Source organism: Lichenihabitans sp. PAMC28606 (assembly GCF_020616535.1).
GTDB lineage: Bacteria > Pseudomonadota > Alphaproteobacteria > Rhizobiales > Beijerinckiaceae > Lichenihabitans > Lichenihabitans psoromatis.
Genome location: NZ_CP085136.1, coordinates 3,557,740 through 3,582,663 on the forward strand (window position 1 = coordinate 3,557,740; position 24,924 = coordinate 3,582,663).

Annotated in this window: 28 protein-coding genes and 1 pseudogene; 18 read left to right on the top strand and 11 right to left on the bottom strand. The window is 61.5% G+C overall.

Annotated features, from left to right (window positions below):
- The first annotated feature begins 20 nt into the window (after positions 1-20).
- Positions 21-1,556: an FGGY-family carbohydrate kinase gene (locus LGH83_RS16760; protein WP_227399624.1), complete on the top strand. Its 1,536-nt coding sequence runs from the start codon at positions 21-23 to the stop codon at positions 1,554-1,556.
- Positions 1,553-3,259 (top strand): glycerol-3-phosphate dehydrogenase/oxidase, encoded by a 1,707-nt coding sequence (locus LGH83_RS16765; RefSeq protein ID WP_227399625.1) that lies wholly within the window; start codon positions 1,553-1,555, stop codon positions 3,257-3,259. Before LGH83_RS16760 ends, LGH83_RS16765 begins: the two co-directional genes overlap by 4 nt.
- Here LGH83_RS16765 and LGH83_RS20165 read toward each other — a convergent pair.
- The gene (locus LGH83_RS20165) at positions 3,256-4,263 is read right to left on the bottom strand and encodes a diguanylate cyclase domain-containing protein (protein WP_413771061.1); all 1,008 of its coding nucleotides are present in this window, start codon (positions 4,261-4,263) and stop codon (positions 3,256-3,258) included. The two genes, LGH83_RS16765 and LGH83_RS20165, sit on opposite strands and share 4 nt — an antisense overlap.
- Between LGH83_RS20165 and LGH83_RS20170 the strand changes: the two genes are divergently transcribed.
- On the top strand, positions 4,234-4,737 hold the full coding sequence (locus LGH83_RS20170) for a hypothetical protein (RefSeq protein ID WP_413771062.1): 504 nt from the start codon (positions 4,234-4,236) through the stop codon (positions 4,735-4,737). The genes LGH83_RS20165 and LGH83_RS20170 overlap by 30 nt on opposite strands.
- 391 nt (positions 4,738-5,128) lie before the next feature.
- Entirely contained in the window at positions 5,129-5,653 is a 525-nt protein-coding gene (locus LGH83_RS16775) for a MucR family transcriptional regulator (protein ID WP_131194420.1), read from the top strand.
- A 161-nt stretch (positions 5,654-5,814) separates the two neighbouring features.
- Here the strand turns inward: LGH83_RS16775 and LGH83_RS16780 are convergent, their stop codons facing one another.
- Together LGH83_RS16780 and LGH83_RS16785 are read right to left on the bottom strand one after the other, a co-directional pair.
- Entirely contained in the window at positions 5,815-5,967 is a 153-nt protein-coding gene (locus tag LGH83_RS16780) for a DUF1127 domain-containing protein (protein WP_131114534.1), read from the bottom strand.
- A gap of 211 nt (positions 5,968-6,178) precedes the next feature.
- Entirely contained in the window at positions 6,179-6,373 is a 195-nt protein-coding gene (locus LGH83_RS16785; protein ID WP_227399626.1) for a hypothetical protein, read from the bottom strand.
- Here LGH83_RS16785 and LGH83_RS16790 point away from each other — a divergent pair.
- The 3 genes from LGH83_RS16790 (at position 6,372) to LGH83_RS16800 (ending at position 8,672) form a co-directional block, all read left to right on the top strand.
- Entirely contained in the window at positions 6,372-7,538 is a 1,167-nt protein-coding gene (locus LGH83_RS16790) for a winged helix-turn-helix domain-containing protein (RefSeq protein ID WP_227399627.1), read from the top strand. The two genes, LGH83_RS16785 and LGH83_RS16790, sit on opposite strands and share 2 nt — an antisense overlap.
- Before the next feature lie 259 nt (positions 7,539-7,797).
- Positions 7,798-8,283: a tellurite resistance TerB family protein gene (locus tag LGH83_RS16795; RefSeq protein ID WP_227399628.1), complete on the top strand. Its 486-nt coding sequence runs from the start codon at positions 7,798-7,800 to the stop codon at positions 8,281-8,283.
- Positions 8,280-8,672, top strand: coding sequence for a hypothetical protein (locus tag LGH83_RS16800; RefSeq protein ID WP_227399629.1), 393 nt, complete (start codon positions 8,280-8,282; stop codon positions 8,670-8,672). The genes LGH83_RS16795 and LGH83_RS16800 overlap by 4 nt, the downstream gene beginning before the upstream one ends.
- Before the next feature lie 15 nt (positions 8,673-8,687).
- Here the strand turns inward: LGH83_RS16800 and LGH83_RS16805 are convergent, their stop codons facing one another.
- Positions 8,688-9,635, bottom strand: coding sequence for a hypothetical protein (locus LGH83_RS16805; protein WP_227399630.1), 948 nt, complete (start codon positions 9,633-9,635; stop codon positions 8,688-8,690).
- Positions 9,636-9,848: 213 nt separating this feature from the next.
- Between LGH83_RS16805 and LGH83_RS16810 the strand changes: the two genes are divergently transcribed.
- The 4 genes from LGH83_RS16810 to LGH83_RS16825 all read left to right on the top strand — a co-directional run bounded on the left by LGH83_RS16810 (position 9,849) and on the right by LGH83_RS16825 (position 14,095).
- Complete coding sequence (locus LGH83_RS16810) at positions 9,849-10,940, top strand: sulfate ABC transporter substrate-binding protein (protein WP_413771160.1); 1,092 nt, start codon at positions 9,849-9,851, stop codon at positions 10,938-10,940.
- A 133-nt stretch (positions 10,941-11,073) separates the two neighbouring features.
- Positions 11,074-11,973 carry an ABC transporter permease gene (locus LGH83_RS16815; protein WP_227399632.1) on the top strand — a complete coding sequence of 300 codons (900 nt, stop codon included), beginning with the start codon at positions 11,074-11,076 and terminating at the stop codon, positions 11,971-11,973.
- A gap of 20 nt (positions 11,974-11,993) precedes the next feature.
- Entirely contained in the window at positions 11,994-13,037 is a 1,044-nt protein-coding gene (locus tag LGH83_RS16820; protein ID WP_227399633.1) for a sulfate ABC transporter permease, read from the top strand.
- A complete protein-coding gene (locus tag LGH83_RS16825; RefSeq protein WP_227399634.1) occupies positions 13,034-14,095 on the top strand; it encodes a sulfate/molybdate ABC transporter ATP-binding protein in 1,062 nt (353 codons plus the stop codon). Before LGH83_RS16820 ends, LGH83_RS16825 begins: the two co-directional genes overlap by 4 nt.
- A gap of 13 nt (positions 14,096-14,108) precedes the next feature.
- Here LGH83_RS16825 and LGH83_RS16830 read toward each other — a convergent pair whose 3' ends face one another.
- From LGH83_RS16830 to LGH83_RS16845, 4 genes are read right to left on the bottom strand one after another with little or no spacing between them, the layout of a single operon-like run.
- Positions 14,109-15,107 (bottom strand): ABC transporter substrate-binding protein, encoded by a 999-nt coding sequence (locus LGH83_RS16830; RefSeq protein ID WP_227399635.1) that lies wholly within the window; start codon positions 15,105-15,107, stop codon positions 14,109-14,111.
- A gap of 28 nt (positions 15,108-15,135) precedes the next feature.
- Positions 15,136-16,329 (bottom strand): ABC transporter permease, encoded by a 1,194-nt coding sequence (locus LGH83_RS16835; RefSeq protein ID WP_227399636.1) that lies wholly within the window; start codon positions 16,327-16,329, stop codon positions 15,136-15,138.
- Complete coding sequence (locus tag LGH83_RS16840) at positions 16,326-17,246, bottom strand: ABC transporter permease (protein WP_227399637.1); 921 nt, start codon at positions 17,244-17,246, stop codon at positions 16,326-16,328. The genes LGH83_RS16835 and LGH83_RS16840 overlap by 4 nt, the downstream gene beginning before the upstream one ends.
- Positions 17,236-18,123, bottom strand: a complete 888-nt coding sequence (locus LGH83_RS16845; protein WP_413771161.1) for an ABC transporter ATP-binding protein — start codon at positions 18,121-18,123, stop codon at positions 17,236-17,238. Before LGH83_RS16845 ends, LGH83_RS16840 begins: the two co-directional genes overlap by 11 nt.
- Before the next feature lie 285 nt (positions 18,124-18,408).
- Here LGH83_RS16845 and LGH83_RS16850 point away from each other — a divergent pair, with 285 nt between their 5' ends.
- Positions 18,409-18,810 carry a MerR family transcriptional regulator gene (locus LGH83_RS16850; protein WP_227399639.1) on the top strand — a complete coding sequence of 134 codons (402 nt, stop codon included), beginning with the start codon at positions 18,409-18,411 and terminating at the stop codon, positions 18,808-18,810.
- A 61-nt stretch (positions 18,811-18,871) separates the two neighbouring features.
- Here the strand turns inward: LGH83_RS16850 and LGH83_RS16855 are convergent, their stop codons facing one another.
- Positions 18,872-19,150 (bottom strand): DUF1153 domain-containing protein, encoded by a 279-nt coding sequence (locus LGH83_RS16855; RefSeq protein WP_131114543.1) that lies wholly within the window; start codon positions 19,148-19,150, stop codon positions 18,872-18,874.
- A gap of 287 nt (positions 19,151-19,437) precedes the next feature.
- Here LGH83_RS16855 and LGH83_RS16860 point away from each other — a divergent pair.
- Positions 19,438-19,730: pseudogene (locus LGH83_RS16860) on the top strand (SDR family oxidoreductase); the annotation flags it as partial.
- 46 nt (positions 19,731-19,776) lie between these two features.
- On the opposite strand, the gene LGH83_RS16865 reads toward LGH83_RS16860, so the two are convergent.
- Positions 19,777-20,460, bottom strand: coding sequence for a helix-turn-helix transcriptional regulator (locus LGH83_RS16865; RefSeq protein WP_227399640.1), 684 nt, complete (start codon positions 20,458-20,460; stop codon positions 19,777-19,779).
- Positions 20,457-21,158, bottom strand: a complete 702-nt coding sequence (locus LGH83_RS16870) for a hypothetical protein (RefSeq protein ID WP_227399641.1) — start codon at positions 21,156-21,158, stop codon at positions 20,457-20,459. The genes LGH83_RS16865 and LGH83_RS16870 overlap by 4 nt, the downstream gene beginning before the upstream one ends.
- A 478-nt stretch (positions 21,159-21,636) precedes the next feature.
- Between LGH83_RS16870 and LGH83_RS16875 the strand changes: the two genes are divergently transcribed.
- The 5 genes from LGH83_RS16875 (at position 21,637) to LGH83_RS16895 (ending at position 24,873) form a co-directional block, all read left to right on the top strand.
- A complete protein-coding gene (locus LGH83_RS16875; protein WP_227399642.1) occupies positions 21,637-22,440 on the top strand; it encodes a hypothetical protein in 804 nt (267 codons plus the stop codon).
- A gap of 72 nt (positions 22,441-22,512) precedes the next feature.
- Positions 22,513-22,833 carry a curli-like amyloid fiber formation chaperone CsgH gene (csgH, locus tag LGH83_RS16880; RefSeq protein WP_227399643.1) on the top strand — a complete coding sequence of 107 codons (321 nt, stop codon included), beginning with the start codon at positions 22,513-22,515 and terminating at the stop codon, positions 22,831-22,833.
- Positions 22,830-23,372 carry a hypothetical protein gene (locus LGH83_RS16885; protein WP_227399644.1) on the top strand — a complete coding sequence of 181 codons (543 nt, stop codon included), beginning with the start codon at positions 22,830-22,832 and terminating at the stop codon, positions 23,370-23,372. Before csgH ends, LGH83_RS16885 begins: the two co-directional genes overlap by 4 nt.
- A 111-nt stretch (positions 23,373-23,483) precedes the next feature.
- Entirely contained in the window at positions 23,484-23,936 is a 453-nt protein-coding gene (locus LGH83_RS16890) for a curli assembly protein CsgF (protein ID WP_227399645.1), read from the top strand.
- Between the two features lie 34 nt (positions 23,937-23,970).
- Positions 23,971-24,873, top strand: coding sequence for a CsgG/HfaB family protein (locus tag LGH83_RS16895; protein ID WP_227399646.1), 903 nt, complete (start codon positions 23,971-23,973; stop codon positions 24,871-24,873).
- Positions 24,874-24,924 lie beyond the last annotated feature (51 nt).

Below are 24,924 nucleotides of genomic sequence, written 5' to 3' on the forward strand. Positions count from 1 at the left end.
TCGTTGGGAAAGGGGAACGCATGCTGCTCGGGCTCGATTGCGGCTCCACCGCCATCAAAGCGGTCTTGTTTGATCCAGCGGGCCGGACAATCGCGACCGGGACCGGGAGGACGGATCCGCGCACGCCTTTGCCGGGTCACGTCGAGCAGGACATGCCGAGCCTGTGGGCCGCTGCGGCGGGAGCCATTCGAGATGTGTTGCAACAGTCCGGCATCGATCCGGACGCAATCTCCTGTGTCGGCGTCACGGGTCATGGCGACGGGCTTTACCTGATCGACAAAGCGGGCACGCCTCTCGGCGCCGGCATCCAATCGGTTGATAGTCGGGCGCATCGGATCGTCACCGGTTGGGAACGCGATGGTCGGCTTGAGGACGCCCTGCGCCTCACCGCGCAACGACCGTCCTGTTTTGCGGCGACGGCCCTCCTGGCCTGGATCAAGCGGCATGAGCCGGAACGCTATGGTCGGATCGGTCATGTCTTGTTCTGCAAGGATTGGCTTCGGCTGTGTCTGACCGGCGTCGTGGCGACGGACCCGACCGATGCGAGCACGGCTTTTACCGATCCGCTCACACAAGCCTACGATCCCGCGATCCTCCATCTGTTCGGGCTTGATGATCTTGGCAGAGCGCTTCCCCCGATCCTGCCGAGTTGCGGCCGCATCGGTGTGGTCACGCCAGAGGCCGCCGCCATCACCGGCCTCCTGGCCGGCACACCCGTGTCGGGCGGGTTGCATGATGTCACGGCGGGAGCGGTCGGGCTCGGCAATCTCGAGGCGGGCGTTTTGTCGATCACGGCCGGCACCTTCAGCATCAACGAAACGCTATCGGATCATCTCGTCTCCGATCCGCGCTGGTCGGCCCGCGCCGGATTGCGGCTCGGCCAATGGATGAACATGTCGATCTCGCCCGCATCGTCCAACACGGTGGATTGGTTTCTGCGCCAAGGCTACGCAGCGGAGCTTGAAGACGCGCGGCTTGGGGGTCCATCGATCTGGACCCGCCTCGACGCCGATCTCGCGGTCGCCGCGACGGCAGATGCCCCGCTGTTTCATCCCTTTCTCTATGGATCGCCCTATAACGGGCCGGCGAGTGCCAGCTTCTTCGGCCTGCGCTCCTGGCATACACGGGCCGATATGCTGCGTGCCGTGATGGAGGGTGCCGTGTTCAATCACCGCTTTCACGCCGATGCTCTGGCGTCCCGTTTCCCGATCCACCGCGTGGGTGTGACTGGCGGCGGATCGTCCGTCCCGCGTTTCGCACAATTTTTCGCCGATGTGCTCGGTCTGCCGGTCGATATCGCCGAAGCACCGGAGGCGAGTGCGCTCGGTGCCGCGATGGCGGCCGGCGTCGGCATCGGGCTTTACGGATCGCTGCCGGAGGCCGCCATGACCTGTTGCCGGACCGCCGCGCGTTACGAGCCGCATCCCGAACGGCACGCCCTGCTCAGCCAGCGCTATGCGCGCTACGGTGCCTTGGTTGAGGCCGTTCGACCGCTCTGGGCCGAGATGGCCGGCAGCGCCGGACCGATGACCTCCAGCCGAGACGGTCGCTCATGACCCACCCTGATCCGCATGCGGTCCGTGCCGGGACACTGCGCCGTTTGACGGCCGATCCGAAAGTACCGGTGCTGATCGTCGGCGCCGGGATCAACGGTGCGGGCACGTTCCGGGATCTCGCTCTGCAGGGCGTCGATTGCCTTTTGGTCGACAAAGGCGATTGGTGCGGCGGCACCAGCGCGGCGCCCTCGCGCCTCATTCACGGCGGCCTGAAATATCTCGAAACGGGCGAGTTCCGGCTCGTCGCTGAATCGACCCGAGAGCGCAATCTGCTGCTCCGCAATGCGCCGCATTTCGTCAAGCCGCTGCCGACCATGGTCCCGATCAGGTCCTATGCGGGCGGCCTGCTGCCCTCGATGAAACGCTTCTTGGGACGCAAGGCCAAAATGGCGGATCGCGGCTTGTTGATCGTGGAGGTCGGTCTGGCCATCTACGATTGGCTTGGTCGCAAGCACCGCGTCATGCCGCGCCATGGCGTGATGCTCCAAGCCGCGGCACGGCGACGTTTTCCGAAGCTCGATCCATCGATCGTGGCAGCCTCGACCTATTACGACGCGAGCGTCACCCAGGCCGAACGGCTTTGCTACGAGCTCGTGGCCGATGGGCAGAAGGCTCATCCTGGTGCGCGGGCGCTGAACCATGTGGCGGTCACGGGGCTTGCCGACGGTCGCATTCTCCTCGCCGATCAGGTCACCGGTGCCGCCATCGCGGTCGAGCCGACGGTCGTGGTCAATGCGGCCGGGCCGTGGATCGATCAGGTCAACCACGCGGTGGGGCTCAACAAGGCCTATATCGGCGGCACCAAGGGGTCGCATCTCGTGGTCGACAATCCCGAACTGGTCCGCCAGATCGACGGTCACATGATTTATTTCGGCTCCTCTGATGGCCGGATCTGCCTCGTCTATCCGTTCTTCGGCCGCGCGCTCGTCGGCTCGACCGACATCAAGGCCGATAATCCGGACGATGTCGTCTGCGACGATAGCGAGGCGGATTACATGCTCGGTATGCTGGGCGAGGTGTTCCCGGATCTGTCCGTCACCCGAGAGCAGATCGTCTACCGCTACACGGGCATCCGCCCGCTGCCGGCAGCTCAGGTCGATGATCCGGGCGAAATCAGCCGCGATCACTCATTGGCGCGCGATACGTTGCCCGGCGGCAGCGTTCCGGTTCTGTCGATGATCGGCGGCAAATGGACGACGTTCCGCGCCTTTTCGGCCGAGACGACCGATGTCGTGCTCGGCTTGGTGGGACGGAAGCGACGTCGCGACACAACCTTCGAGCCGATCGGGGGAGGTCGGGACTATCCGATCACGCCATCGGCACAACGGGGCTGGATCGCGGGTGTTGCGGCGGCCTTCCGGATCGGGCCTGCGCGCGCCGGCGTTCTGCTGGACCGTTATGGCACCACGGCGGAGGCCATGCTGGCATCGTTCGATGGCTCTCCGGAGATGCCGCTGGCGAGCCTTCCTGGCTACACCGAGGCCGAAATCCGCTGGATCGTTCGGCACGAACAGGTCGTGACCCTCGACGATCTCGTGTTTCGCCGCCTGCCGATCGCCTTTTCTGGGCGCCTCGACATCAAGGCTTTGACGGAACTCGCGACGGTGGCGGGGGACGTCCTGGGATGGAGCATCGACGAACGGGAGGCGGAGATCGCGCGCGTCGCGCGTATCGCCGAGCATCGGCATAGCATTCGACTTTAGGCCGCGCTCAGGAGCCGATCGCCCCGGCAGCAATTTCGACCGTCGGTTTTGGCGCGGTACATCGCCTGGTCGGCGGCCGCAATGAGGATGTCGCTGTCTGTACCAAGCGTCGGCTGACAGGTTGCGATCCCGATGCTGACCGTCGCTGTTTTGTCGCCCGATGCGACATGCGGATGCCGGAGCTTTGCGATCGATGCGCGGATGTTTTCCGCGACCTGAAAGGCGCCCGCTGCGTCGGTGGCCGGAAGAATGATGGTGAATTCCTCACCCCCATATCGTGCGGCAAGATCGGCCGGCCGTCGTAAATTGCTCGACATGCAGGTCGCAAAATTCTTCAGCAATTCGTCGCCCGCTTGATGCCCGAAGGAATCGTTGAAGTCTTTGAAGTGGTCCGCATCGATCATCAGAAGCGACAGCTCAGAGCGATCCCGGATGCCGCGCCGCCATTCGATATCCAGCGCTTCGACGAAGCGCCTGCGATTGGCCAATTGGGTCAACGGGTCCGTTGCGGCCAGACGAGCCAAGGTCGTTTCGACAGCCGCACGACGCGCGATTTCTCCGTTGAGCAAAATCAGAAGCGTCAGGCAGCCGATGCAGAGCAGCGCCAGGATAGCGCCGATGGTCAGCGCCTTTCGCCACCATGCCGCATAAGCGGCATCGCCCGGGATTTCGACGACCTGGATAAGCGGCAGCGAGCCGATCCGGTGAAACGACACGATTCGACGCTCGCCGGCGATGGGCGAATACCCCTCGAAATGTCCCTTTTGCGCCGAATTAAGGATCGCAAAATTATCGGCGTTGCGGATATTGCGGCGAATTTCAGCGTCCACGAAAGGTTCGCGAAGAATGATCGTGCCATCGGTTCGGAGCAGCGTCGAGGCCCCGCCAGGACCAAGATCCAATCCTTGGTAGAGCGTGGTGATGTAGCTCAGCTTGATGTAGCCGACCACGACACCTCCAAAGCTGCCATCGGCATGATCGATGCGGCGGCTGAGAGCGACCATCCATTTGGCAGTGAGACGACTGACGAAAGGCTTGCTGACAAACAGACCAACATCTCTCGTGCCGCTGTGGGCTTGAAAATATTCTCGGTCTTGAAACGAGCTCGTGGCGCGGATCGAGACCTTGGAGGCGGCGCGAATGAAACCCGTGTCGTCGAGAACAGCGATCGAGACATTCTCATCAGACGCAAGCCAGCTATCGAAGAGAACGAGGTCGCGCAGCTTCGGATCCAAGTTTTGGACGGCTGGATTGCTCCACAATTTGGTGATCGACAGAAGGCCGTCGTCGATCAATTGAAGATTGCGATCGACGTCGCTCGCGACTGTCGAGGCCAGATTTCCGGCGACATTTTGGATCTCATTGCTGACGTCGCGGCGGGCATCGTGCATGACGAGACCAAAGACAAGACAGATCGCCAGCAATCCAACCGCCAGGATGCCCATCAGCAATCGACGCGCGGCGATGCTCTCGCCTAATCGGCCGAAAGTCTTAGTGGACGTCGATTCTGCTCGCTGCAGCATCACCGCTCCCTTGAGCAGGATCGGATATGGTCGAGCCACATAGCGGCTCGACCCCGAGAAGACTGCTCGCCCTTGAATGAGAAGCGCTAACGCAACGGCGATCGCACTTTCGAGATTGATGCGATGCATAGCATACCTCTTCGAGCGAGAGATTAACGACGCTCGCCGAGGCGCGGCGCAGTCGACATGATGCCGCTGTCGATTTTCAGTCGCATCATCCAGTCATCGCTGTTCTTGCGACGTGCCACACCGAGGCGATGCGCCGGGTAAGATGCCGATTACTTTCTGTTATCTTGCAATTTGATGCGTCATCCAATAGAGGCTGTCTGCAAGCAAGGAGAAATCATTGGCCAACCTCGATCGACACCAAGTCCTTGAATGGACCGCAGATATCGTTGCCGCTTTTGTGAGCAACAATGCAGTCCATGCAGGGGATGTTTCCGATATCATCACCACGGTTTATGCGTCGCTGACTGCGATTGCGGCGCCGAAGCAGCCGAAAGAGCCTGTGCAGGATTTGGTACCTGCTGTCTCCATCAAAAAATCGGTAACGAACGACTATCTGATCTGTCTCGAAGATGGAAAAAGCTTCAAATCGTTGAAGCGTCATTTACAGAGCGCTTACGGCCTCACGCCGGATCAATATCGCGCCAAGTGGGGCTTGCCGCGCGATTACCCCATGGTTGCGCCGGCCTATGCGGCCGCACGGTCGTTGCTCGCGAAGGAAAGCGGTCTCGGCGTTCCGCGCAACGGCGAGACGGTTGCGGCCGCTCTCGAAACGATCCAGGCGCCGGCAAACGACGCGATGTCGACCGAAAACCGTGACGGTCGTGTCGAGAAGCGTCGGGGACGGCCGAAGAAAGCCGCCTGATCACGCCGTCAGCCACGATCATCGAGCCTCGTGCTTCGGTCGTGGCCTCCATAAGATCGACAACAGAAAGCCAGGTCGACGCGAGTCGCCTGGCTTTCTGTTTTATCGAATCGCTGCGACGTCGCGCCCGAGGGCGTCGCCGCCACGTGTCGGCATTCTGTTTAGATGCGAATGCCGGTCTTGACGGCTGCTTCGATTTCGCCGCGCGACAGACCGATGTCGTCCAGTTCGCGATCGGTCAGGCGATGCAATTCGGTGATCGCATCGCGGCTGCTGCGCCAGTTCTTGAAGGAAACGTAGAGGGCCTTGATCATGGTTCTTACTCGTCTTGCCGGACACCTGTCTAAACCGTCTGGTCCGATTGTTCTGACCCCTATGTAAGCCGCATTGGTTCGGCGCAACACAGACGAGTTCTCACACCAGTTATGATGATTTAGCATGACGTTTTTCATATATTTTCAACATCATGGCACTTCATACAGCGTAAAGGGCAATAATTAGGCATTAATTTGAACTGCATGCTTTTTAGGCGAGCATGTTTTCCGAGACAAAATGCTGCAAACGCATGACGGAGTGAGCTCTGATCACCCGATACAGCGCGGATCTCGCCTGATCGCGCGCACTGGAGTCCGGCCGCTCTTCGTTCAAAGGAGAGAATCGTGGGAGTGTAAGGATGCGGCCGACGGAAACCGCTTCATCACGGTCCGATTGATCGCTCATGCCGCACACACCATTGACGCCCATCACCCTCGATCAGTCGCTCGCGCGCCGCATATGGCTTCATGCGCAGAGGCTTGATGGTCCCGCGCCATTCGGCTCGGGCGCTGCAGCGACTCAGGCCGCGATCGATCATCTCGGTTATGTGCAGATCGATACCATTCACGTCATCGAGCGGTGCCATCACCACATTCTGTGGAGCCGGATCCCGGATTACCGGCGCGGGCACCTGCATCGAGCGCAGACGATCGAAAAAACCTCATTCGAATATTGGACCCATGCCCTGTCCTATGTGCCGACAGCAGACATGCGGTTTTTCGTGCCGGCGATGAGGCAGCACAAGCGGGACCCGAAAACCTGGTTTGAAACGGTCAGCCGGGAGGACATGCGGAAGGTTCTGACTTTGATCCAAACGGGCGGCCCGCTGACGATCCGCGATATCGAGGATGATGTCCTGGTCGAGAAGGATCATGCCTGGGCAAGCCGAAAACCGTCCAAGCGGGCGCTTCAGATGGCCTTCTACGCCGGCGATCTGACGATCAGCGAACGGGTCGGCATGCTGAAAACCTATGATTTGACACCGCGTCATTTTGGCTGGGATGCCTTGCCGAAGCCCGCCACGGAGCGTCAGATCGCGGCTTATCTGCTCGACCGCGCGCTTCGATCGCAAGGGCTCGTCAGCCTCGAGTCGATCTGCCACCTCGATGCCAAGCGCAAACCAGAGATTGCTGCCCTGATCGCGGCGCGAGTCGAACGGCGCACTCTGGTGCCGGTTGTGATCGAGGGCGAGGGCAAAACCCAGCATTGGGCCGAACCAGCCGCGCTCGAGCCGCCTCGTCGGGATCGAGACCTCACCCACATCCTCTCGCCCTTCGACCCCCTCATCATCCAGCGCAAACGACTGAGGCTGTTCTTCGGCTACGATCACCGCTTCGAGGCCTATGTGCCGAAGCAGAAACGCATCTTCGGCTATTTTGCTCTGCCGGTTCTGATCGGGGACGAGGTTGTGGCCGTGATCGATCTCAAAACCGATCGGGAGCAGCGAGCCGTGTTGATCCAGCAATGGACGTGGGTCGGCCTCGGCTCGCCGCAACGCCACAAAGCGCTTGTCGAGGATGCCTTGGGACGGTTCGAGACTTTCCAGTTTCGTCCGGCCGTCCTCGACTGAGGTGCCCGACAAGGGTCACGCCGCCGCCGCAAGATCGCTAGGACGAGACCATGATTCGGACAAGAAACGCTGCGACATTCTGACCGTTGATCCGGGCCCCTCTGGCGTATGTCGAAGTTTCGACTGCGCGATGTCGGATCAGACTGCGCGAAACCCGCAATCGGGTTGCCAATCTGCATCGGGTCTGGCGACATCTTTCCCATGACTTGACCAGATTGGTTCTTTAGCGCGGAAACTCGTGCTTCCATGGAGGACTTGTTTGTCAGAGATCTTGAACAAAGCAGGCAATGGCCGCGATCATCAATCGGTCGCAGCGGAAGCGGCCCTGTCGCGGGCCGCCGATCTGATGGAGGCGCTCGTCGCCGCCTATGCGCTGATGGCGCATGCCGACGGTGAAGTTGCTGCCGCCGAACGGCAAAGGATGTTTTCGATCCTGCGAGGCAACCCGGCGATGTCGATCTTCTCGCGCCACGATATCGCCGAGGAGGCGGCTGTCCACGAAGCGAATTTCAGGCTCGATCCAGAAGTCGCCCAGCAGATCGCCCGCGAAAAGCTGTTGGCGGTCGCCAATCGCCGCGACGCCGTCAGCACGATCATCGCGGCCTGTCGCGAGATCATTCCGGCTGACGGCGTGGCTCACCCGGCCGAGTATCGTCAACTCGCCGAAATCAAATCCATGTTGGGGCGCCCCGACGAGGCCCGGCTTGGACGGTCTTGGCACGATGGCGGAGCAGATGACCGTTGACCGCTAACGATCTCGACCGGGGCCACGCGGTGGCCCCGGTTTCTGCGTCCCCCGTCGGCTTTCAGTCGGAGCTTGATCTGGACCACAGCCCTGCAACGGACTTGTCGGCCGCTTGGGACGATCGGGTCAGACGCTCGCTCACGCTGCTGCCGGATCGTGTCAGGCGAGGCGTCGAATGGCTCCGTGTGCCGTCGCGGCGCTGGCTGCGTTTGGTCGCCGGATGTTTGTTGATCCTCGGCGGGTGTCTGTCGATCCTGCCGGTTCTCGGGCTCTGGATGCTGCCCCTCGGCTTCGCGCTTCTTGGCGAGGATTTCCCGCCCTTGAAGCCGCGCCTCGAGCGCGTCGCGCTCTGGTGCGAGCGGCAGTGGAGCCGGGTGCGATCGCGCTGAAATGTGGGCTGGCGCTCAGGGCAGGGCGTAGAGGCGCATGAACAGCGCTTGCGAACGCGGGAAGGTGCCGTCGTCGATTTGGCTCGGCCAGGCGCCGCCGGCGATGTCGAAATAGATCGCGAAGGCGATGTGGGCTTGGTTCTGGCGGAACCATTCCGTCATGTGCTGCACGAAAGAGAGGTTATCGCCGGCCTGCCCGACGCCCCATTCGGCATAGCTCATGTCCTTGCCGTGTCGTTGCGCGAAATCGCGTTGCCAGGTCAGACCGAACGGGGCCTCCAGCACGCTTGCGGTCCAGCGTACCTCGGGACTGTTGTGATCGGCATAATCATAGACGTCGAGCCCGATCGTATCGACCACGTCATCGCCCGGATAGGCCCGGTCGGCCGCCATGTCTTGCGCGCCCCAACTCGGACACCAATCGAAGCGAAAGCGGGGGGAGACGGCGCGAAATAACGCGACCACATGGCGGAAGGCCGCCACATAGGCTTGCGGATCCGGCCCGGCAAACCACGCGGTCTGCTTGTCGTTCATCTCCCAGCCGAAGCGGATCACGGCGCTGGGTTGTGCCGCAGCGATCGCTATGGCGGCCTGCCGGAATTCGGGATCGTGGAGCCCCGCCGCGACATCGGAAAGCGGCGTTCCCTTCATGGTCAATGGCACCGACCACACGATACGGCGGGTCGGATTGGCGGCTTTCCAGAAGGCCGGCAAGAAGGCCGTCTCGCCGAAGCTGTCCCAGGTGGATTTGCCAAAATAGTCGAGCGCCGGCACCGATGAAAGTGGCCGATTGAGCCGCGCTTCCCACAGCGCCATATTACCTTCGCGGCCCTGTGGTCCCCAGGCCACAAAAGCTCCCGCGAGTTTCCCGGGGAGGGGCGTCTCGGCTCTCGCGGTCGAAACGCCGAGCGCGAACCAGACCAGCGCGACGGCGGTCGTGACTAAGCCAGCGGTGCGTCTCATCGGAGGAGGCTTCCCAGCGTGGTGATGCGGCATGCGTTTCGTAAGCCGTCTCGGCTCGATATTGAATTGCGTGGCGGCTGTCGAGGATGGTCGTCGATCGAGTTGCAGCCCCCGCATCGCATCCTCCACACACAAAGTTGACAAGCTTTGTAGACTGATCGCTAGTGAGGGACGATCGATACGCCATCGCTGGTCGCCAAGGAGATTGCAATGCTGACGAGACGCCGCCTTATCGCTGGAGCGGGTGCGATTGTTGCGAGCACTCACGTCGGCGTTCCGGCCTGGGCCGCGCAGGACGTCAAGTTGCTCAACGTCTCCTATGACCCGACCCGCGAACTCTATAGCGTCATCAACGAGGCTTTCGCGGCTGACTATAAAGCCAAGACCGGCTCGATGGTGACGATCGAGCAATCGCATGGCGGCTCGAGCAAACAGGCGCGCTCGGTGATCGACGGCCTCAAGGCCGATGTCGTGACGCTCGCGCTCGATTGGGACGTCACGGCCATCGAGCGGGCCGGGCTCATCAAGCCGGGCTGGCGCGACCGGCTGCCCGACAATGCCTCTCCCTACACGTCGACCGTCGCGTTTTTGGTCCGCAAGGGCAATCCGAAGGGCATCAAGGATTGGGGCGACCTGACCAAGAGCGACGTGCAGGTCGTGACCGCCAACCCGAAAACAAGCGGTGGTGGGCGTTGGGCCTTTTTGGCGCTGTGGGGCGCTGTCGCCAAGGCCAAGACGCATGACCTGTCGACCGTGGCCGGCAACGACGAGGCGAAAGCCGCAGCCAAGGCCGCGACGGCCTTCCCGGTGCTCGATGATGCCACGGCCCGCACCGTCATCACGACTTTCTACAACAGCCACGTTCCGGTGCTCGACACAGGCGCGCGCGGCTCGACCGTCAGCTTTGCCCAGAAGCAGATCGGCGACGTGCTGGTCAATTGGGAGAACGAGCTCTGGCTGGCGCTGGAGGAGTTCGGCGCCGACAAGTTCGAGATCGTCTATCCCTCGGTCAGCATCTTGGGCGAAGCGCCTGTTGCGGTGGTCGATGCCGTGGTGGATGCAAAAGGCACCCGAGCGGCCGCTGAAGCCTACCTGCAATATCTCTATACCAAGGACGCGCAGGACACGATCGGCCAGCTCCATTACCGCCCGCGCGACATTGAAGCCCTTGCGCGCTACAGCAAGGATCTGCCGCCCATTAAGCTCTTCACGATCGACGAGACCTTTGGCGGCTGGACCAAGGCGCATGCGACCTTCTTTGCCGATGGCGGGGTGTTCGATGCTCTCTACAAGCCGCTGAAGTAAGGTCGGGCAGCCCAATGACAGCGCTTGACGGCTTGTCCGCGGTTCGCAAGAAACGATCGTGGTCGAGCCAAGGCTTATGCGTGACGACAAGGCCCATAAGGATAGGTGAACCGGACCGCTGCGAGCGGCGCGCATGAGCGCGACGCCGCGCGTGATCCCGGGCTTTTCGCTCACCCTCGGTTACACGCTCTTTTATCTGTCGCTGCTGGTGCTGATCCCGCTCGGGGCGTTGGTGTTCAAGACCACGCAACTGACATGGACGGAATTCTGGGGAACGGTCAGCGATCCCGTGGTAGTCGCGTCCTACCGCCTGACGTTCGGCGCATCGGCCATCGCGGCGCTCGTCAATGCCGTGTTCGGTCTGATGGTGGCCTGGGTGCTGGTTCGCTACAGCTTTCCCGGTCGGCGCATCTTCGATGCCTTGATCGATTTTCCTTTCGCGTTGCCGACCGCCGTGGCCGGTCTCACGTTCAGCAATCTCTATCTCAAGACCGGCTGGATCGGCGGTCTCGGCGACAATATCGTTGGCGCGCTTAACCGGGTCGGCAGCCTCGTTGGGCGGCCCGATTTGTTGCCGGCGGATGCGCTATCGGGGCTCGACTTCGCCTATACCAACACCAATGTCGGTGTCGTGCTGGTGCTGATTTTCGTCGGCCTGCCGTTTGTGGTCCGCACCGTGCAGCCGGTGCTGCAGGAGTGGGACACCGAATATGAACTTGCGGCCCGCAGCCTCGGGGCGAGCCCGTTCACGATCTTTCGGCGCGTCATCTTCCCGGAGATCTTCCCGGCTTGGCTCAGCGGATCCTCGCTGGCCTTCGCGCGCGCCGTTGGCGAATATGGCTCGGTCATCTTCATCGCCGGTAACATTCCGGGCAAGTCGCAGATCGCCCCGTTGCAGATCGTGACGAAGCTCGATGACTTCCATTACGCGCAGGCGACCGCGATCGGCGTCGTTCTGCTCGGGGCGTCGCTGATGATCCTGCTGGTCGTCAACGGCTTTGAGGCCTGGGTCCGCCGAGGGAGGATCGCTTGATGGTGCGAGGATTGGTCTAGATGGCGGCCGCACCGGTGCTTGGGGGTGCTCTGGCGGGTCCGGTCAAAACCGGCATCGAGGAACCGCGCATCGTCCGCGTCACGCTGATCGCCCTCTCGATCGCGTTCCTGACGCTCTTCATCGTGCTGCCGGTCGCCAATGTGTTCACCCAGGCGTTCAGCAAGGGCGTCGATGCCTATGTGCAGACGTTCGGCACAGAGAGCGGCGGCCCGCCGCCAAAGACGATCCTCGATAAGCGCCGCGCGGCGATGAAACGCGCACAGGTCGAAAAGACCTGGGGCGCCATCAGAATGTCGGTCGGCATCGCGGTCGTCGTGGTCCCGCTCAACATCATATTCGGCCTCATGGCGGCCTGGTGCGTCACCAAATTTCGCTTTCGCGGCCGCGCGTTGTTGGTGGCGCTGATCGATCTCCCATTCTCGGTTTCGCCGGTCATCGCCGGTCTCGTCTTCGTGCTGCTGCTTGGGCGGAGTGGGCTGTTCGGCGCCTGGGCGACCGGTTTCACCTGGCCCGACCCCACCTCGCTGATGTGGCAGGGCTTTGCGGGACACGTCTGGCCCCTCACGTTTTCGCGCAGCTATGATGGCGTCATTTTCACGCCGCTCGCCATCGCGCTCGCGTCGATCTTCGTGACGTTCCCCTTCGTGGCCCGAGCGGTCATCCCGCTGATGCAGACGCAAGGCTCCGACGAGGAATTAGCCGCCCTCTCGCTCGGGGCGAGCGGTTGGCGCACCTTCCGAACCGTCACGCTACCCAATATCCGCTGGGCTTTGCTCTATGGGATCATCCTGTGCACCGCGCGGGCCTTCGGCGAGTTCGGCGCCGTCTCGGTCGTGTCGGGCAACGTCGATTCCAACGACACGATGCCGCTTCGCATCGAGAAGCTGTGGAACGAATATGATAATCAGGCCGCCTTTGCGGTGGCGTCGCTGCTGGCTTTGCTTGCGGTGGTGACGCTCGTGGTCAAGACCGTCATCGACATCAAGGCGGCGCGCGGTCGCGCGATGGTGCCGCTCGCCCAGCAGAACGAGACAATTCGATGAGCATCGAGGTCCGCGGGATCACCAAGACCTTTGGGTCGGCGCAGGTTTTGAAAAACGTCGACCTGTCGATCAAGTCAGGGGAACTCGTGGCGTTGCTCGGGCCGAGCGGTTCGGGCAAGACGACCTTGCTGCGCGTCATCGCCGGCATGGAGGCGGCCGACCCCGGCAGCGGCGCGATCCTGTTCGACGGGCAGGATATTTCGGCTCAAGGTATCGGCGACCGGCGGATCGGCTTCGTGTTCCAGCACTATGCTTTGTTCAAGAACATGACCGTGTTCGAGAATATCGCCTTCGGGCTGCGCTCGAAGCCCTGGCGCACGCGCCCCACCAACGCCGCCATCACGGCCAAGGTCGATGAATTGCTGGGCCTCATCCAGTTGCAGTCGCTGGCGGGCCGGTACCCGGCGCAATTGTCGGGCGGCCAGCGCCAGCGTGTCGCCTTGGCGCGTGCGCTCGCGGTCGAACCTCGCGTGCTGCTGCTGGATGAACCGTTTGGCGCGCTCGATGCCACGGTGCGGCGGGAGCTTCGTCGCTGGCTGCGGCGCTTGCACGAGACCATCCATGTGACCACGATCTTTGTGACGCATGATCAGGAAGAGGCGCTGGAGGTGTCCGATCGGGTCGCCGTCATGCGGTCGGGGCGGATCGAGCAATTCGCGACTCCGCAGGAGGTCTATGATAACCCCGCGAGCCTCTTCGTCTTTCAGTTTCTCGGAGCCTACAACCTGTTCGGTGCGCGGCGCGACGCCGATGCAGCGTCGGATATGGTCGCCACCAAGCCTCTGCAAGACGGAGGCGTAAAGCCCGGAATGACGCTGGTGCGCCCGCATGATGTGGTCATCGCCCGCACCGATCTCGGCGGCGGCTTTCCAGCCACCATCCGGCATATCGGCGTTGCGGGCCCGACGATCCGGGTCGAACTGCATCGCGTCGATACGGGCGACACGATCGACGCGGAATTGACGGCCGAGCAGAGCCGCCAGTTGCGTCTCGCGGCGGGCGAGACGGTCTTCGTCTCGTCGCGCCACGAACATTCGTTCGAGGATTACTCGATCTAGCTTTTGGCGCCCCTCAGGGTTTCGTTGCGGCGTCGTAGATCTTGTGGGTCCAGGCGCCTTTAGGCTCGGTGGTCAGCACTTTATTGTCCAGTAGGATCTGGACAGTGCGCTTGTAATCGGCGGGGTCGAGGTAGCCGACCCCCTTCGAGCCTTCCAGCAGCGGCACAATCTCTTGCACCATGGTGGTCTGGTGCTCTTTGGTTTGCGCGCCGGTCGTATCGTTCTTCAGGATGATCGCGACCGTTTCATCCTGATGGGCCGCCACATATTCCCAGCCTTTGATCGAGGCCTTGACGAACCGCGCGAGCGCATCTGCTTTCTTGGGATCCTTCAGTTCCGCCTCGGTCGTGTAGAGGCCATCCTCGAGCATGCCGATGCCCTGATCCTGCCACTTGAACGTCACGAGGTCGGCCTTCTTGAGCTGCCCGGACTCGAGGATCTGATGGTATTCATTATAGACCATCGTGGCGATGCAATCGGCCTGCTTCTGGAGCAGCGGGTCGACGTTGAAGCCCTGCTTGAGCAAGGTCACGTTTGGCGAGGCGCCCTCGTATGTGTAGCCGAGCTTGTTCATCCAGGTGAGGAACGGATATTCGTTACCGCCGAACCAGACCCCGATGGTCTTCCCCTTGAAATCAGCCGGCGTCTTGATGCCGGTATCGGCGCGGCAGGTCGTCATCTGAGCCGATTTCTCGAAAATCTGGGCGATGTTGACGAGCGGTTCGCCCTTCTCGCGAGCCGCCAGGGCCGCCGGCATCCAATCCACGATGACGTCCGCGCCGCCCGCCGCGATCACCTGTTCGGGCGCGATGTCGGGGCCGCCCGGCTTGATCGTCACGTCTAGCCCGGCATCCTTGTAGAAGCCCTTGTCCTGCGCGACGTAGTAGCCGGCGAATTGGCCCTGCGTGACCCATTTCAATTGCAGCGTGAGATTGTCGGCCGCATGGGCCTCCCCCGCCAACCCGAGAACCGCGGCGGCTGCGGCCAGATATGATGTTCGCTTGAACGACATGCGCGGTCTTCCCTGCAGGTTGTGGCCCTTATCGTCCACGATAGGACGGGTGCCAGGAGGTGACGGCTCGCTCGAGAAGAGACAAGCCGCCGTAAAGTGCTGAACCGGTCACGGCCGCCACGAGGATGGTGGCCCACACCATTCCGAGATTCATGCGCGCCACCTCGGTCGAGATGCGAAACCCCATGCCAGCAATTGGCGTGCCGAAGAATTCCGCCACGATGGCGCTGATCAGCGCGAAGGTCGAGTTGATCTTCAGTGCATTGAAGATGAACGGCAGCGCGTTGGGAAGCCTGACCATCAGCAACGTGCGCCAGTACCCCGCCGCGTAGGAGCGCATGAGATCGAGCTGCAGCCGCTCTGTCGTGGCCAGCCCGGCCAGCGTGTTGGTCAGCATCGGGAAGAGAGTCGTGACGACGACGACCGCGGCTTTCGACTCCCATCCAAAGCCGAACCACATGATCATGATCGGCGCGATGCCGACCATCGGTACGGCGCTGACGAGATTGCCATAGGGCAATAGCCCTCGCCCGAGCGCCGGGAAGCGGTCGCAGAGGATCGCGATCGCGAGGCCGGCCGAGCAGCCGATCAGGTAGCCGCGTAACGCCGAGCGCAGCACCGTCTGGGTGAAATCGCCGGCCAGGATCGCGCCATTGCCGAACGCCGTTATGGCGACGAGGCTGGGGGGCGGGAGCAGGATCAGCGGCACGCCGAAGCCGCGCACCACCACTTCCCACAAATAAAGTATCAGGATACCGAAGACGGCCGGCACGACGAGGCTGCGGCCCCAGCCCGGATCTTCGCTGAGGCGCGTCAGAACGCGCCAAACGAGCAGGATCACGGCCGCTACCATCAGCCAAGCCCCCACGCCGAGCGCGAGGCCGGAGGCAAGCAGCCAGAACGGGAGTGCGGCACCGGCGAGAATGGCCGGCGTCAGCATCAAGGCCTCTAAGCGTGGCCGCCGACCGCGCTTGCGAACAACGAGGCCGCAGACAAGACATGTGGCCAAAACGAGCACCGCCACCGCGAGCGCAGGGTGCAGAGACCCCCACAAGAGCGCCGTCCAGGTGGTCTGGCCGACGGCATCGAGCGGATCGGCATCGGGGTCGACCGGAGGCGCGACGCCGCGCCACGCCACGGGCCAGAACAAGGCCGCGACGGCCACGACACAGGCGGCGGCGGGCAATGGAGCAAGGCCGGGGCGCCGCGACCACAGCGTCATCGCAATTGCCCCGTGCGGCCGAGCAGCAGCCGTTCGATCGCCGCGATCGTGTAGACAAGCGCGAGGCTGAGCACTGCCGCCGCGACCAGCGCGCCCCAGATCTGCAGCGTCTGTCCATAATAGGAGCCGGTCAGCAGGCGCGCGCCGAGCCCAGCCGTCCCGCCGGTCGGCAATTCGGCCACGATGGCCCCGATGGTCGAGACCGCAACCCCGACTTTCAGGCCGGTGAACAGCATCGGCAGCGAACTCGGCAGTTTCAGTTTCCAGAATAGCTGCTGGCCGCTGGCATGGTAGGTTTTCAACAATTCGGCCACGAGCGGGTCGCTGGAGCGAAGGCCCTTGACCATGCCGATCGTCACCGGAAAAAACGACAGATAGGCGCAGATGATCGCCTTGGGCAGCAATCCAGTCAGCCCGATATTGCCCAGAATCACCACCGCCATGGGGGCGATCGCGAGGATCGGCACCGTCTGCGACGCCACCACCCACGGCATGACGCTGGCCTCGAGAACGCGGCTATGAACGATGCCGATCGCCAGAATGGCGCCGAAGACCGAGCCGAGCACGAAGCCGCTGATGGCCGTCCCGGCCGTAACGCCGCAATGGTAGAGCAGGCTGTGCGGATCGGTCGGCGCGTAGAACAACACCGTCCTGACCAGTTCCCCGACGATCTGATCCGGTGTCGGCAGCAGCGGTCGGCTCGCCGTGAAAGCCTGGCGGAGGACATCGCCAAAGCTCCATGCCGCTCCGGTCTGGGCCAGTCGAGCGGTCGCTTGCGGCCCGTTCAGCACGAGTGCCAAGCCGTACCAGACAATTAGGATAATGGCTCCGACGATCGCGACCGGCATGATGTGAGTGTTGTGCCCCGATCGAGGCAGCGGACGAGCGTCGATCCGGCTGAGCGCGCTAGTCGTCATAGCTATGGCCCGCCTTGAGTCCGTGGCGGACCCGGGCCGCGACCTCCGCAAAAGCTGGCGTGTCCCGCAGATCGAGCGTGCGCAAGCGAGGTAGAGGACTGTCGATCACGTCGAGAATGCGGCCGGGTCGCGGGCTCATCACGACGATATGGGTCGACAGGAACACAGCTTCGGCGATCGAATGCGTAACGAAGACGCAGGTTTTACCGGTCCGCTCCCACAATTGTGTCAGATTGAGGTTAAGCTGGTCACGCGTGATTTCGTCGAGGGCGCCGAACGGCTCATCCATGAGCAGCAAGTCCGGCGCAAAACCGAGGGCGCGGGCGATCGAAACGCGCTGCTGCATGCCGCCGGATAATTGCCACGGAAATTTCTTCTCAAAGCCGGACAAGCCGACGAGGCCGAGCTCGGCCGCAACACGCCGCTCGCGTTCGGCCCGATCGATCCCGATGATTTCGAGCGGCAAAGCGACGTTGCCGGCCACCGTTCTCCACGGCAGAAGGGCGGGGGCCTGGAACACGTAACCATAATGCCGCGCTTCTCGCGCGCGCTGCGGATCGAGGCCATTGATGGTCAAGGATCCCGATGTCGCACGTTCGAGGTCGGCGATGACGCGCAGCAAGGTCGTCTTTCCGCAGCCGGAGGGGCCGATCAGCGACACGAACGCGCCACGCTCGATCGAGAGGTCGACGTTCGACAAAGCGTGAACCGGCCCGTCTGTCGCTGCGAACGTCACCGAGAGGTCGCGCGCGACCACGATTGGCGGATGACCGGGTGTCTGACGCTCGTGGCCAGTGGGTTGGTCTCGACGATCCTCGACACGCGCGACCGCGTCTGCTGCCGCAGACCCGACCGTGAGACGCAGACCCGCAGTCATCATTCCCTATCCCCGTCCACCATCGGGGTTTGACCGAATGGTCAGCTATCCTGCTGGCTGTCGCTGCGCCGATCAAGACATAAGATCGTCGTGAAAAGGGCTCTGTTTCGCGATTTAATCGCTCAAAGCATCTTCAAACAACTCGACAGTCGAAATGGATCTTTCGGACTAACTCGGCCGTTACATGTGACTCTACGCCACAATGAATTGTAGCAGAAGATAAAATATGAATTTAGAAACAAATAATTAATATGATTCGAGGATGCGTTCGAAATAGAGGCAGCGATGGCGTATGACCAGACGGAGACCGCTCGACTTAGTATCGCGGAGCTTGCGGCACAATACGATTTGACATTGCGAACTCTGCGATTTTACGAGAAGCGAGGCTTGTTGCATCCAGAACGCGTCGGAACTCGGCGATACTTCGGACCAACTGAAATGAAGCGCCTCGAATTCATTCTCAAGGTGCGTGATTGGGGCTTCACACTGACAGAAATCGGCGAGTTGCTTGGAAACGGCAATACGAATTCGGATGGAACTCCAGTCGTGCCAACCGATTTAGTCGAAACTCAGATTTCTCGGCTCGAACGTCAACGCACGCAAATCGACCACGCGATCGAAACACTCCAGCGTGAGGCCGTGCACGCGACCGCTCCTGCCGAGCAATCCCACTCCAGCGCACCCTAACCGTCGCATCCAACGCGGCGCGTCCTGGCAGGCCTGGTCTACGACGACCTGATCGTGCTCGTCACGGGCGATCATATTTTTGCACGCGGGTCGCTCCAAGCGCTTTCAGACCATGCCGCTTCAGGGTTGTCTGCCAGCCTTGCAGCTCTTCCCCCGTCAGACGATATCGAGCCGCTGCTTCATGAAACGAGAGGACGCCGTCCTCGATGGCCGAAACCACCTCGGCCTTCCGGCGAGCGGTCCAGCGACCGGAAACAGATTTCGGCAAATCGCTTGCGGTCACCGGGCGTCGCACGACAGGACGCGATCCCGGCAAGCCGAATTTTGTATCCTGTGCCAAAGTCACCTCCGAGAACAACGCCAATATAAGTCGTTATGACGCAGAACTCCCATAGAATCGAAGCCGATGTCCGGCCGTTGGGATCTGAGAAGCAACTTGGTGATCGCAACGTAAACAGCGAGACTTCAATTCGATTAAAGTTGTTTGCTCCTTGCAGCGCTTGCAACGGGGTTTGACGCCGTTCACGATCCGCGTGCCAATCCTCCGACTCGACCACAAGAAACGGAGGGGCTGACCGCGGAAGCGCCCCTCGACATCGCTCCAGTGATTTCGAAAGGGGCTGGGTCTATGGTGCGTCGAAAGCCGGCCTGATAGGGTTGGTGAAGGGGATCACGGCTGACTATGCCGCGCACCGCATCCGCGCCAACGCCCTGCTGCCGGGTGGCGTGGATACGGAGATGGCTGGCGATCAAAGCCAAAGAACTGGGCCGCCGGGCTGCACGCCATGAAACGCATCGCGCAGCCGGACGAGATCGCCTCTGCGGCGCTGTTCCTCGCCAGTTCAGTGGCAAGCTTCGTCACAGGGTCAGCCTTGTGGGCCGACGGCGGCAATGCGGCGGTCAAGTCACGGATGAGATGAACGTCGCTCCGTCTCAACCAGGATGGGACGCAGCAAACCCCCTTCGTCAACAGATGCTGGCGAGGGTGGTGACCCGTTCCGTGGCGCCCCTTCCCGTCGCGACCCGCTCCGGCCCGCTCCGAAACACCGGGCGTTGCGCCGGTAAGCGCGACATCAAGGCCACGAGCTCGGCTTGGCGCTTCGTGCTGGTTTTGAGGAAGACGGCGCGCAATTGCGCCCGCAGCGTCGCGATGCTGGTTTGCCGAAGCTTCGCGATCTCCTTCAAGCTGCGGCCGGAGTAGAGATTACGAGAGAGCTCGATCTCGCTCTTGGTCAGGCCAAACGCGCCGCTCAGCATCGGCACGGAGACATCGCTGGTTTCGTCGGGGTCGATCAACAGCGCAAGAGCCGCAAAGCGTATGCCGCTTGGCGTCGGATAGTCTTCGACCGACAGGACATGAACGATCAGCGGACGTCCCTCGGCTCGTGCCAAGGCACTCGGGCCACAGGGCTGCCCGCGGTCTGCCGCCGCCACGGCTTCGGCCACGAGGGCCTTCAATTGGGCTGTTTCTGATCGCCCTGGCACGAGAGCGACCCCGAACAGCTTACGGCATAAGGCGGCCGCTTTGCTGTTCAGACGGAGGATCTCGCCGCCGCCGCCGATTTGTAGGCTCGCGAATCCGAGCAGACCGAAGGTCGCCATCGTGTCGGTCACGTCGCTTTCCGACAGGGGGCCGAGCGCGTCCGTCACGGTCGCACCCGCGGCATTTGCTGCTGGATTTCGATCGGGCTCGGCTCGCCAACAGCCGGGGGCAACCTCTTAGCGGGCTGCTGCTGCACGAAACGCTGTGTCGGCAATTGTGAGCTGTGAGTCCCGGGCATGGGCGCGTTTTGTTGCTGGGCCATGATCTGTGGCACCGGCTGAACATGGACCGGCAGAGGCAGGATCGTCGCAACCACCACCGACGTCTTTTGGGCCGCCAGACGGCCTGGACGCAGATTGAGGAACATCACTTTCCTGGTTTCGACGTTGTAGGCGCATTCGTAGCTCATCCGAATCCAGTCGCGATCCGGTGTCTGAAAACGAATGACGTCGCCTCGGTAGCGAACCGTGAAGTCGCGTCCTTCCGGCGGCTCGGCCTGCTGGAAGATGCCGGGCACCGGGCGGTTCAGCCAATCGAAATCGGTCGGGGATTGCGCCTCGATCAAAGGCGCGCAGAGTTGCGCCGCATGATCGGTGTTGAGCCTGACGCAGGCGGCGTCGCAGCCGGAAGCAGGCGCGGTCGCGGGCCGTGTGTCGGATTGAGCAGGCGGCGCGATCGGGGCGGTCGCGTCTGTGGCTCCGACGGGACCCGCGAAAGCAACGAACGTTGCTGCGAGGGCGACAAAGCCCGCCAAAAGGATAGCCGTGCGGAATGATATCCAGAGGCTATCGATTGTCGATGCCATGTCGCTCCCCTCCCTACTGCCGTGATCTGAATGTCAACAATGCAGCGTGTATGTCGTACCGCGCGGCAACGACAGCGTGCAATATTATTTAGGCATTTTGACCGTTATTTAAGCAATGATTAAATTTATGAATGTCGAAGCGCGCCCATTTTTTCTCAACGGCGGCGTAGAAGTGTTTTTCGATTCGTCCCCACTATTAAGATCACAAAGATTACGGCGCTTTGTCAAAGACGATTCAGGATAAGAGAGGGATCGGAACAGCCGCCGTGTTGTTTTAGTCACGACTATAAAAAAGAGAGGCGACGCTCACGCCGGACTCGTCGCGGTGTTGCAGTGCAAATCGCCAATTAAAATAATTATTAATTATATCTTACTCTATATGGATGATTGCGTGCAGATTTGATTAAATCAATAGCTCACACCCGAAGCCATGGCGGCAATCCAGTGATTGCTGCCTAAATGGTCTTTTTGGGAGCTGATGATGCACAAGATTCTTCTGGTTTCGACGGCCCTCTCGGCCATGCTGATCGCGGGCTCCGCCATGGCCAGCAATGCCGTCGTGGATCTGACTCAGTCAGGCTCCGATGGAAATGTCTCGATCGATCAGACCGAAAATGCGTATTATGGCGCGTCGTCGATCAGCAACTCGGCCACGGTCACCCAGCATTCGGGCTCGACCAGCGCCGCTATCACGATCATTCAGAACGGTGATCTCGACAACAGCGTCGTGTCGGATCAATACGGCTACAAGAGCGCGGCTTCCGTTTATCAGGGCAGCAACGGATATGCTGGCCACGATTCGCTCAGCTCTTCCCAGACCAACCAAGCGCAACTGACGGTTCATCAGGGCGCTGATGGCACCCACTCGACCTTAAGCAACGTCAACAACGTGCAGACCGGCCGCGTGGTCGCCGACATCACGCAAGGCAATGGCAATCGGAATAACACCGACAGCACGCAGTCGAACACAGCTTACTTCCTAAACAATTTCAAGTCGGTCCAGAGCGGCAACAAAAACTACATCAACAGTGACCAGAAGGGTAAGATTGTTGGCGGCGACACCTACACCGCAACGCAAACTGGCGATAATAATATGATTTACAACGTTCAGAATGGTGATTTTCTGACCGCCTCCGTGACGCAGGCTGGAAACGGCAACTCCGTCAACGGAACGCAGACGGGTCTGTATCAGACCATCACGGTCGCGCAGACGAGCAACAACAACAGCACCAACTATAATCAGTCTGGCCTGTACAACACCGCGCATGTGACGCAGCACTAACGAGCGATCAAGGCTCCGAGCCGACCTGCGGGAGCGGGAAAGCTCGGGGCAACGTTTGACCGGATCGCCTTCATGCAAGCGAGCGACGCAAAACCCGCAATCGTCTGTGCCGTCATCGACGAGGCACGGGGTGCGTCGCTCGTCTTTCATGGCGAGATCGTCACCCGCGATGTGGCTTCGGGGCTCTACCGGTTATCGATCGTCAAGGGTGGGCCGGCCGGCTCGAGCACCATCCGACAAGGCGGCGCGTTTACGAGCCGCTCGGAGCAAGCCGTAATGGTCGGCGGAGGCGCATTAAGCCTCGAGCCTGGATCGACTTATGCGATTAGCCTCGTGGTCGAAATGGGAGGTCGATCTGTCGATTGCGCTCCAGCGACGGGAAAACAGCCATGATGCGGATTCGAATAAGGCAAGCCTTGGTCGGCATCGGAGCCGCACTAGCGGTTGGTGCGGTGGTGACGCCTGAAGTTGCGCGCGCGCAAAGCGCGAATTTGGTGAACGGATCGAGCCCTTATACCGACGTATCGGATTATCTGCTGGTGCAGCATCAGGCGATTCCAACCGATGCGACCGGCACTGCCAATCCCTATGCGGTCGACCGGAGCCTTGGCAGCGCGACCCTGACGAGCGGCGGCAATCTGGCGTCGGTGACGCAACGCGGCATTCAAAACGCTGCCAACATCGCGCAAAATGGCTTTGGAAATAACAGCACCACGATCCAGCTCGGCAACGATAATCTCTCTTCGCTCACGTCCATCGGAGATGGCAATCGTCTCTCCAGCACGCAGATCGGCTCGGCCGATGTGGCGACGATCGCGGTGCAGGGACAGGGCAATGCGATTGCGGCCACGCAGATCGGGTCAGGCCTCAGCTACGGGTTGCAACAGGTCGGTGATGCCAAGACCGTGACGGTTGTTCAGGCACGCCGATGACACCGCCCCGACGCATCGAGGACCAAGCCGCTCGACAACTTAAGATGCTTAAGTGGTGAAATACTGCTCTGTCGGATTTGCAAAATGCGGCCCAAAAAAGGACGTTTGCCTGTGACGCTCAACCCGGCCCATCGCTGCTCCGCGCTCGCCGTTGCGGCTGCCCTCGCGGTCCTCTGTGCCTCTCCGGCAAAGGCCGGTAGCATCGTCTACACGCCGACCAACCCGCAATTCGGGGGCAGCCCGCTAAACGGCAATACGCTGCTGTCGGTCGCGCAGGCGCAAAACCTTCCGCAACTCGCCGCATCGAAGAAGGCCAGCCTCGCCAATACCTCCAACACCACGCAGACCGCTGGACAGATCTTCGCGCAGCAATTGACCAGCCAACTCTATAGTTCGCTCGCCAATCAGATTACCTCGGCGATCTTCGGCGAAAACGCGCAGCAAAACGGCACGTTCGCGTTCCAGGGCACGACCATCAACTTCAACCGGGTCGGCAGCAACGTGAACGTCTCGATCAACGATGGGACGACGATCACCAATGTCACGGTGCCGGCGGGACCATGAGTGTAGGTCAGTTTCAGAGCCGCTTGGGGGATCGATGCGTCGCGTGACATGGGCCTTGTTGCCGCTGGTGCTTCTGCTGGGGGGCTGTCAGCCTGGCGCACCCGAATTGTTCGAGCAGGCCCCGAAAGTAACGCCGGCGTCGGCCACGGGCGTGAACCTGGAACTGCTTGCGCCTCCGCGTGCCAAGATCGATATCGCGGTCTATTCCTTCCCCGACCTCACCGGCAAGAACGAACCGAACGACAATGTCGCGGTCTTCTCCCGTGCCGTAACGCAGGGCGGCCTCGGCTATCTCGTCGATAGTTTGCAGCGCGCCGGGAATGGCAAGTGGTTCACGGTCATCGATCGCGGCAATCTCAACGATCTTTTGCAGGAACGGCAGCTGATCCGACAGACCCGGATCGAATTCGACAAGGATGCGGCCAAGCCGCTGCCACCGATCCGCTTCGCCGGCCTGTTGCTGCAAGGCGGCATCATCGGCTTCGACTCTAATATCGTCACGGGGGGCGCAGGTGCGAATTTCCTCGGCATCGGGGCCAACGGTCAATATCGGCAAGATGTGGTGACGGTGGCGCTCCGGGTCGTCTCGGTTCAGTCCGGCGAGGTGCTCAACAGCGTCACGACCTCAAAGACGATTTATTCGGTTGCACTGACGGCCAACACCTATCGCTTCGTCGCGGTCGACAAGCTGCTGCAGGTGGAGGCGGGCGTGACGCGAAACGAACCAACCCAGATGGCGGTGCGGCAGGCCATCGATCTCGCGGTCTATGCCACCATTATGGAAGGCACCCGCAAACACGTCTGGGGGTTCGCCAACGAGGCCGCCGGCGCGAAGCTGATCGCCGACTATCTCGACCGGGATAAAGTCGAACCACTTTCGACCCTGAATTTGCCGCCGGCCATTCCTGTGTCGACCTTGCAGGTGCCCAAGAGTTGATGATGCCTGCCCATTAACGGCTCCGGCGCGGGTCTTCGGGGTCGCGCGCCA

Coding starts and splice junctions, on each gene's coding strand:
- LGH83_RS16760 (WP_227399624.1), top strand. CDS start 21: ATGCTGCTCGGGCTCGATTGCGGCTCCACCGCCATCAAAGCGGTCTTG.
- LGH83_RS16765 (WP_227399625.1), top strand. CDS start 1,553: ATGACCCACCCTGATCCGCATGCGGTCCGTGCCGGGACACTGCGCCGT.
- LGH83_RS20170 (WP_413771062.1), top strand. CDS start 4,234: ATGATCGATGCGGCGGCTGAGAGCGACCATCCATTTGGCAGTGAGACG.
- LGH83_RS20165 (WP_413771061.1), bottom strand. CDS start 4,263: ATGGTCGCTCTCAGCCGCCGCATCGATCATGCCGATGGCAGCTTTGGA.
- LGH83_RS16780 (WP_131114534.1), bottom strand. CDS start 5,967: ATGATCAAGGCCCTCTACGTTTCCTTCAAGAACTGGCGCAGCAGCCGC.
- LGH83_RS16790 (WP_227399627.1), top strand. CDS start 6,372: ATGCCGCACACACCATTGACGCCCATCACCCTCGATCAGTCGCTCGCG.
- LGH83_RS16785 (WP_227399626.1), bottom strand. CDS start 6,373: ATGAGCGATCAATCGGACCGTGATGAAGCGGTTTCCGTCGGCCGCATC.
- LGH83_RS16805 (WP_227399630.1), bottom strand. CDS start 9,635: ATGAGACGCACCGCTGGCTTAGTCACGACCGCCGTCGCGCTGGTCTGG.
- LGH83_RS16815 (WP_227399632.1), top strand. CDS start 11,074: ATGAGCGCGACGCCGCGCGTGATCCCGGGCTTTTCGCTCACCCTCGGT.
- LGH83_RS16820 (WP_227399633.1), top strand. CDS start 11,994: ATGGCGGCCGCACCGGTGCTTGGGGGTGCTCTGGCGGGTCCGGTCAAA.
- LGH83_RS16825 (WP_227399634.1), top strand. CDS start 13,034: ATGAGCATCGAGGTCCGCGGGATCACCAAGACCTTTGGGTCGGCGCAG.
- LGH83_RS16830 (WP_227399635.1), bottom strand. CDS start 15,107: ATGTCGTTCAAGCGAACATCATATCTGGCCGCAGCCGCCGCGGTTCTC.
- LGH83_RS16835 (WP_227399636.1), bottom strand. CDS start 16,329: ATGACGCTGTGGTCGCGGCGCCCCGGCCTTGCTCCATTGCCCGCCGCC.
- LGH83_RS16840 (WP_227399637.1), bottom strand. CDS start 17,246: ATGACGACTAGCGCGCTCAGCCGGATCGACGCTCGTCCGCTGCCTCGA.
- LGH83_RS16845 (WP_413771161.1), bottom strand. CDS start 18,123: ATGACTGCGGGTCTGCGTCTCACGGTCGGGTCTGCGGCAGCAGACGCG.
- LGH83_RS16850 (WP_227399639.1), top strand. CDS start 18,409: ATGGCGTATGACCAGACGGAGACCGCTCGACTTAGTATCGCGGAGCTT.
- LGH83_RS16870 (WP_227399641.1), bottom strand. CDS start 21,158: ATGGCATCGACAATCGATAGCCTCTGGATATCATTCCGCACGGCTATC.
- LGH83_RS16875 (WP_227399642.1), top strand. CDS start 21,637: ATGATGCACAAGATTCTTCTGGTTTCGACGGCCCTCTCGGCCATGCTG.
- csgH (WP_227399643.1), top strand. CDS start 22,513: ATGCAAGCGAGCGACGCAAAACCCGCAATCGTCTGTGCCGTCATCGAC.
- LGH83_RS16885 (WP_227399644.1), top strand. CDS start 22,830: ATGATGCGGATTCGAATAAGGCAAGCCTTGGTCGGCATCGGAGCCGCA.
- LGH83_RS16895 (WP_227399646.1), top strand. CDS start 23,971: ATGCGTCGCGTGACATGGGCCTTGTTGCCGCTGGTGCTTCTGCTGGGG.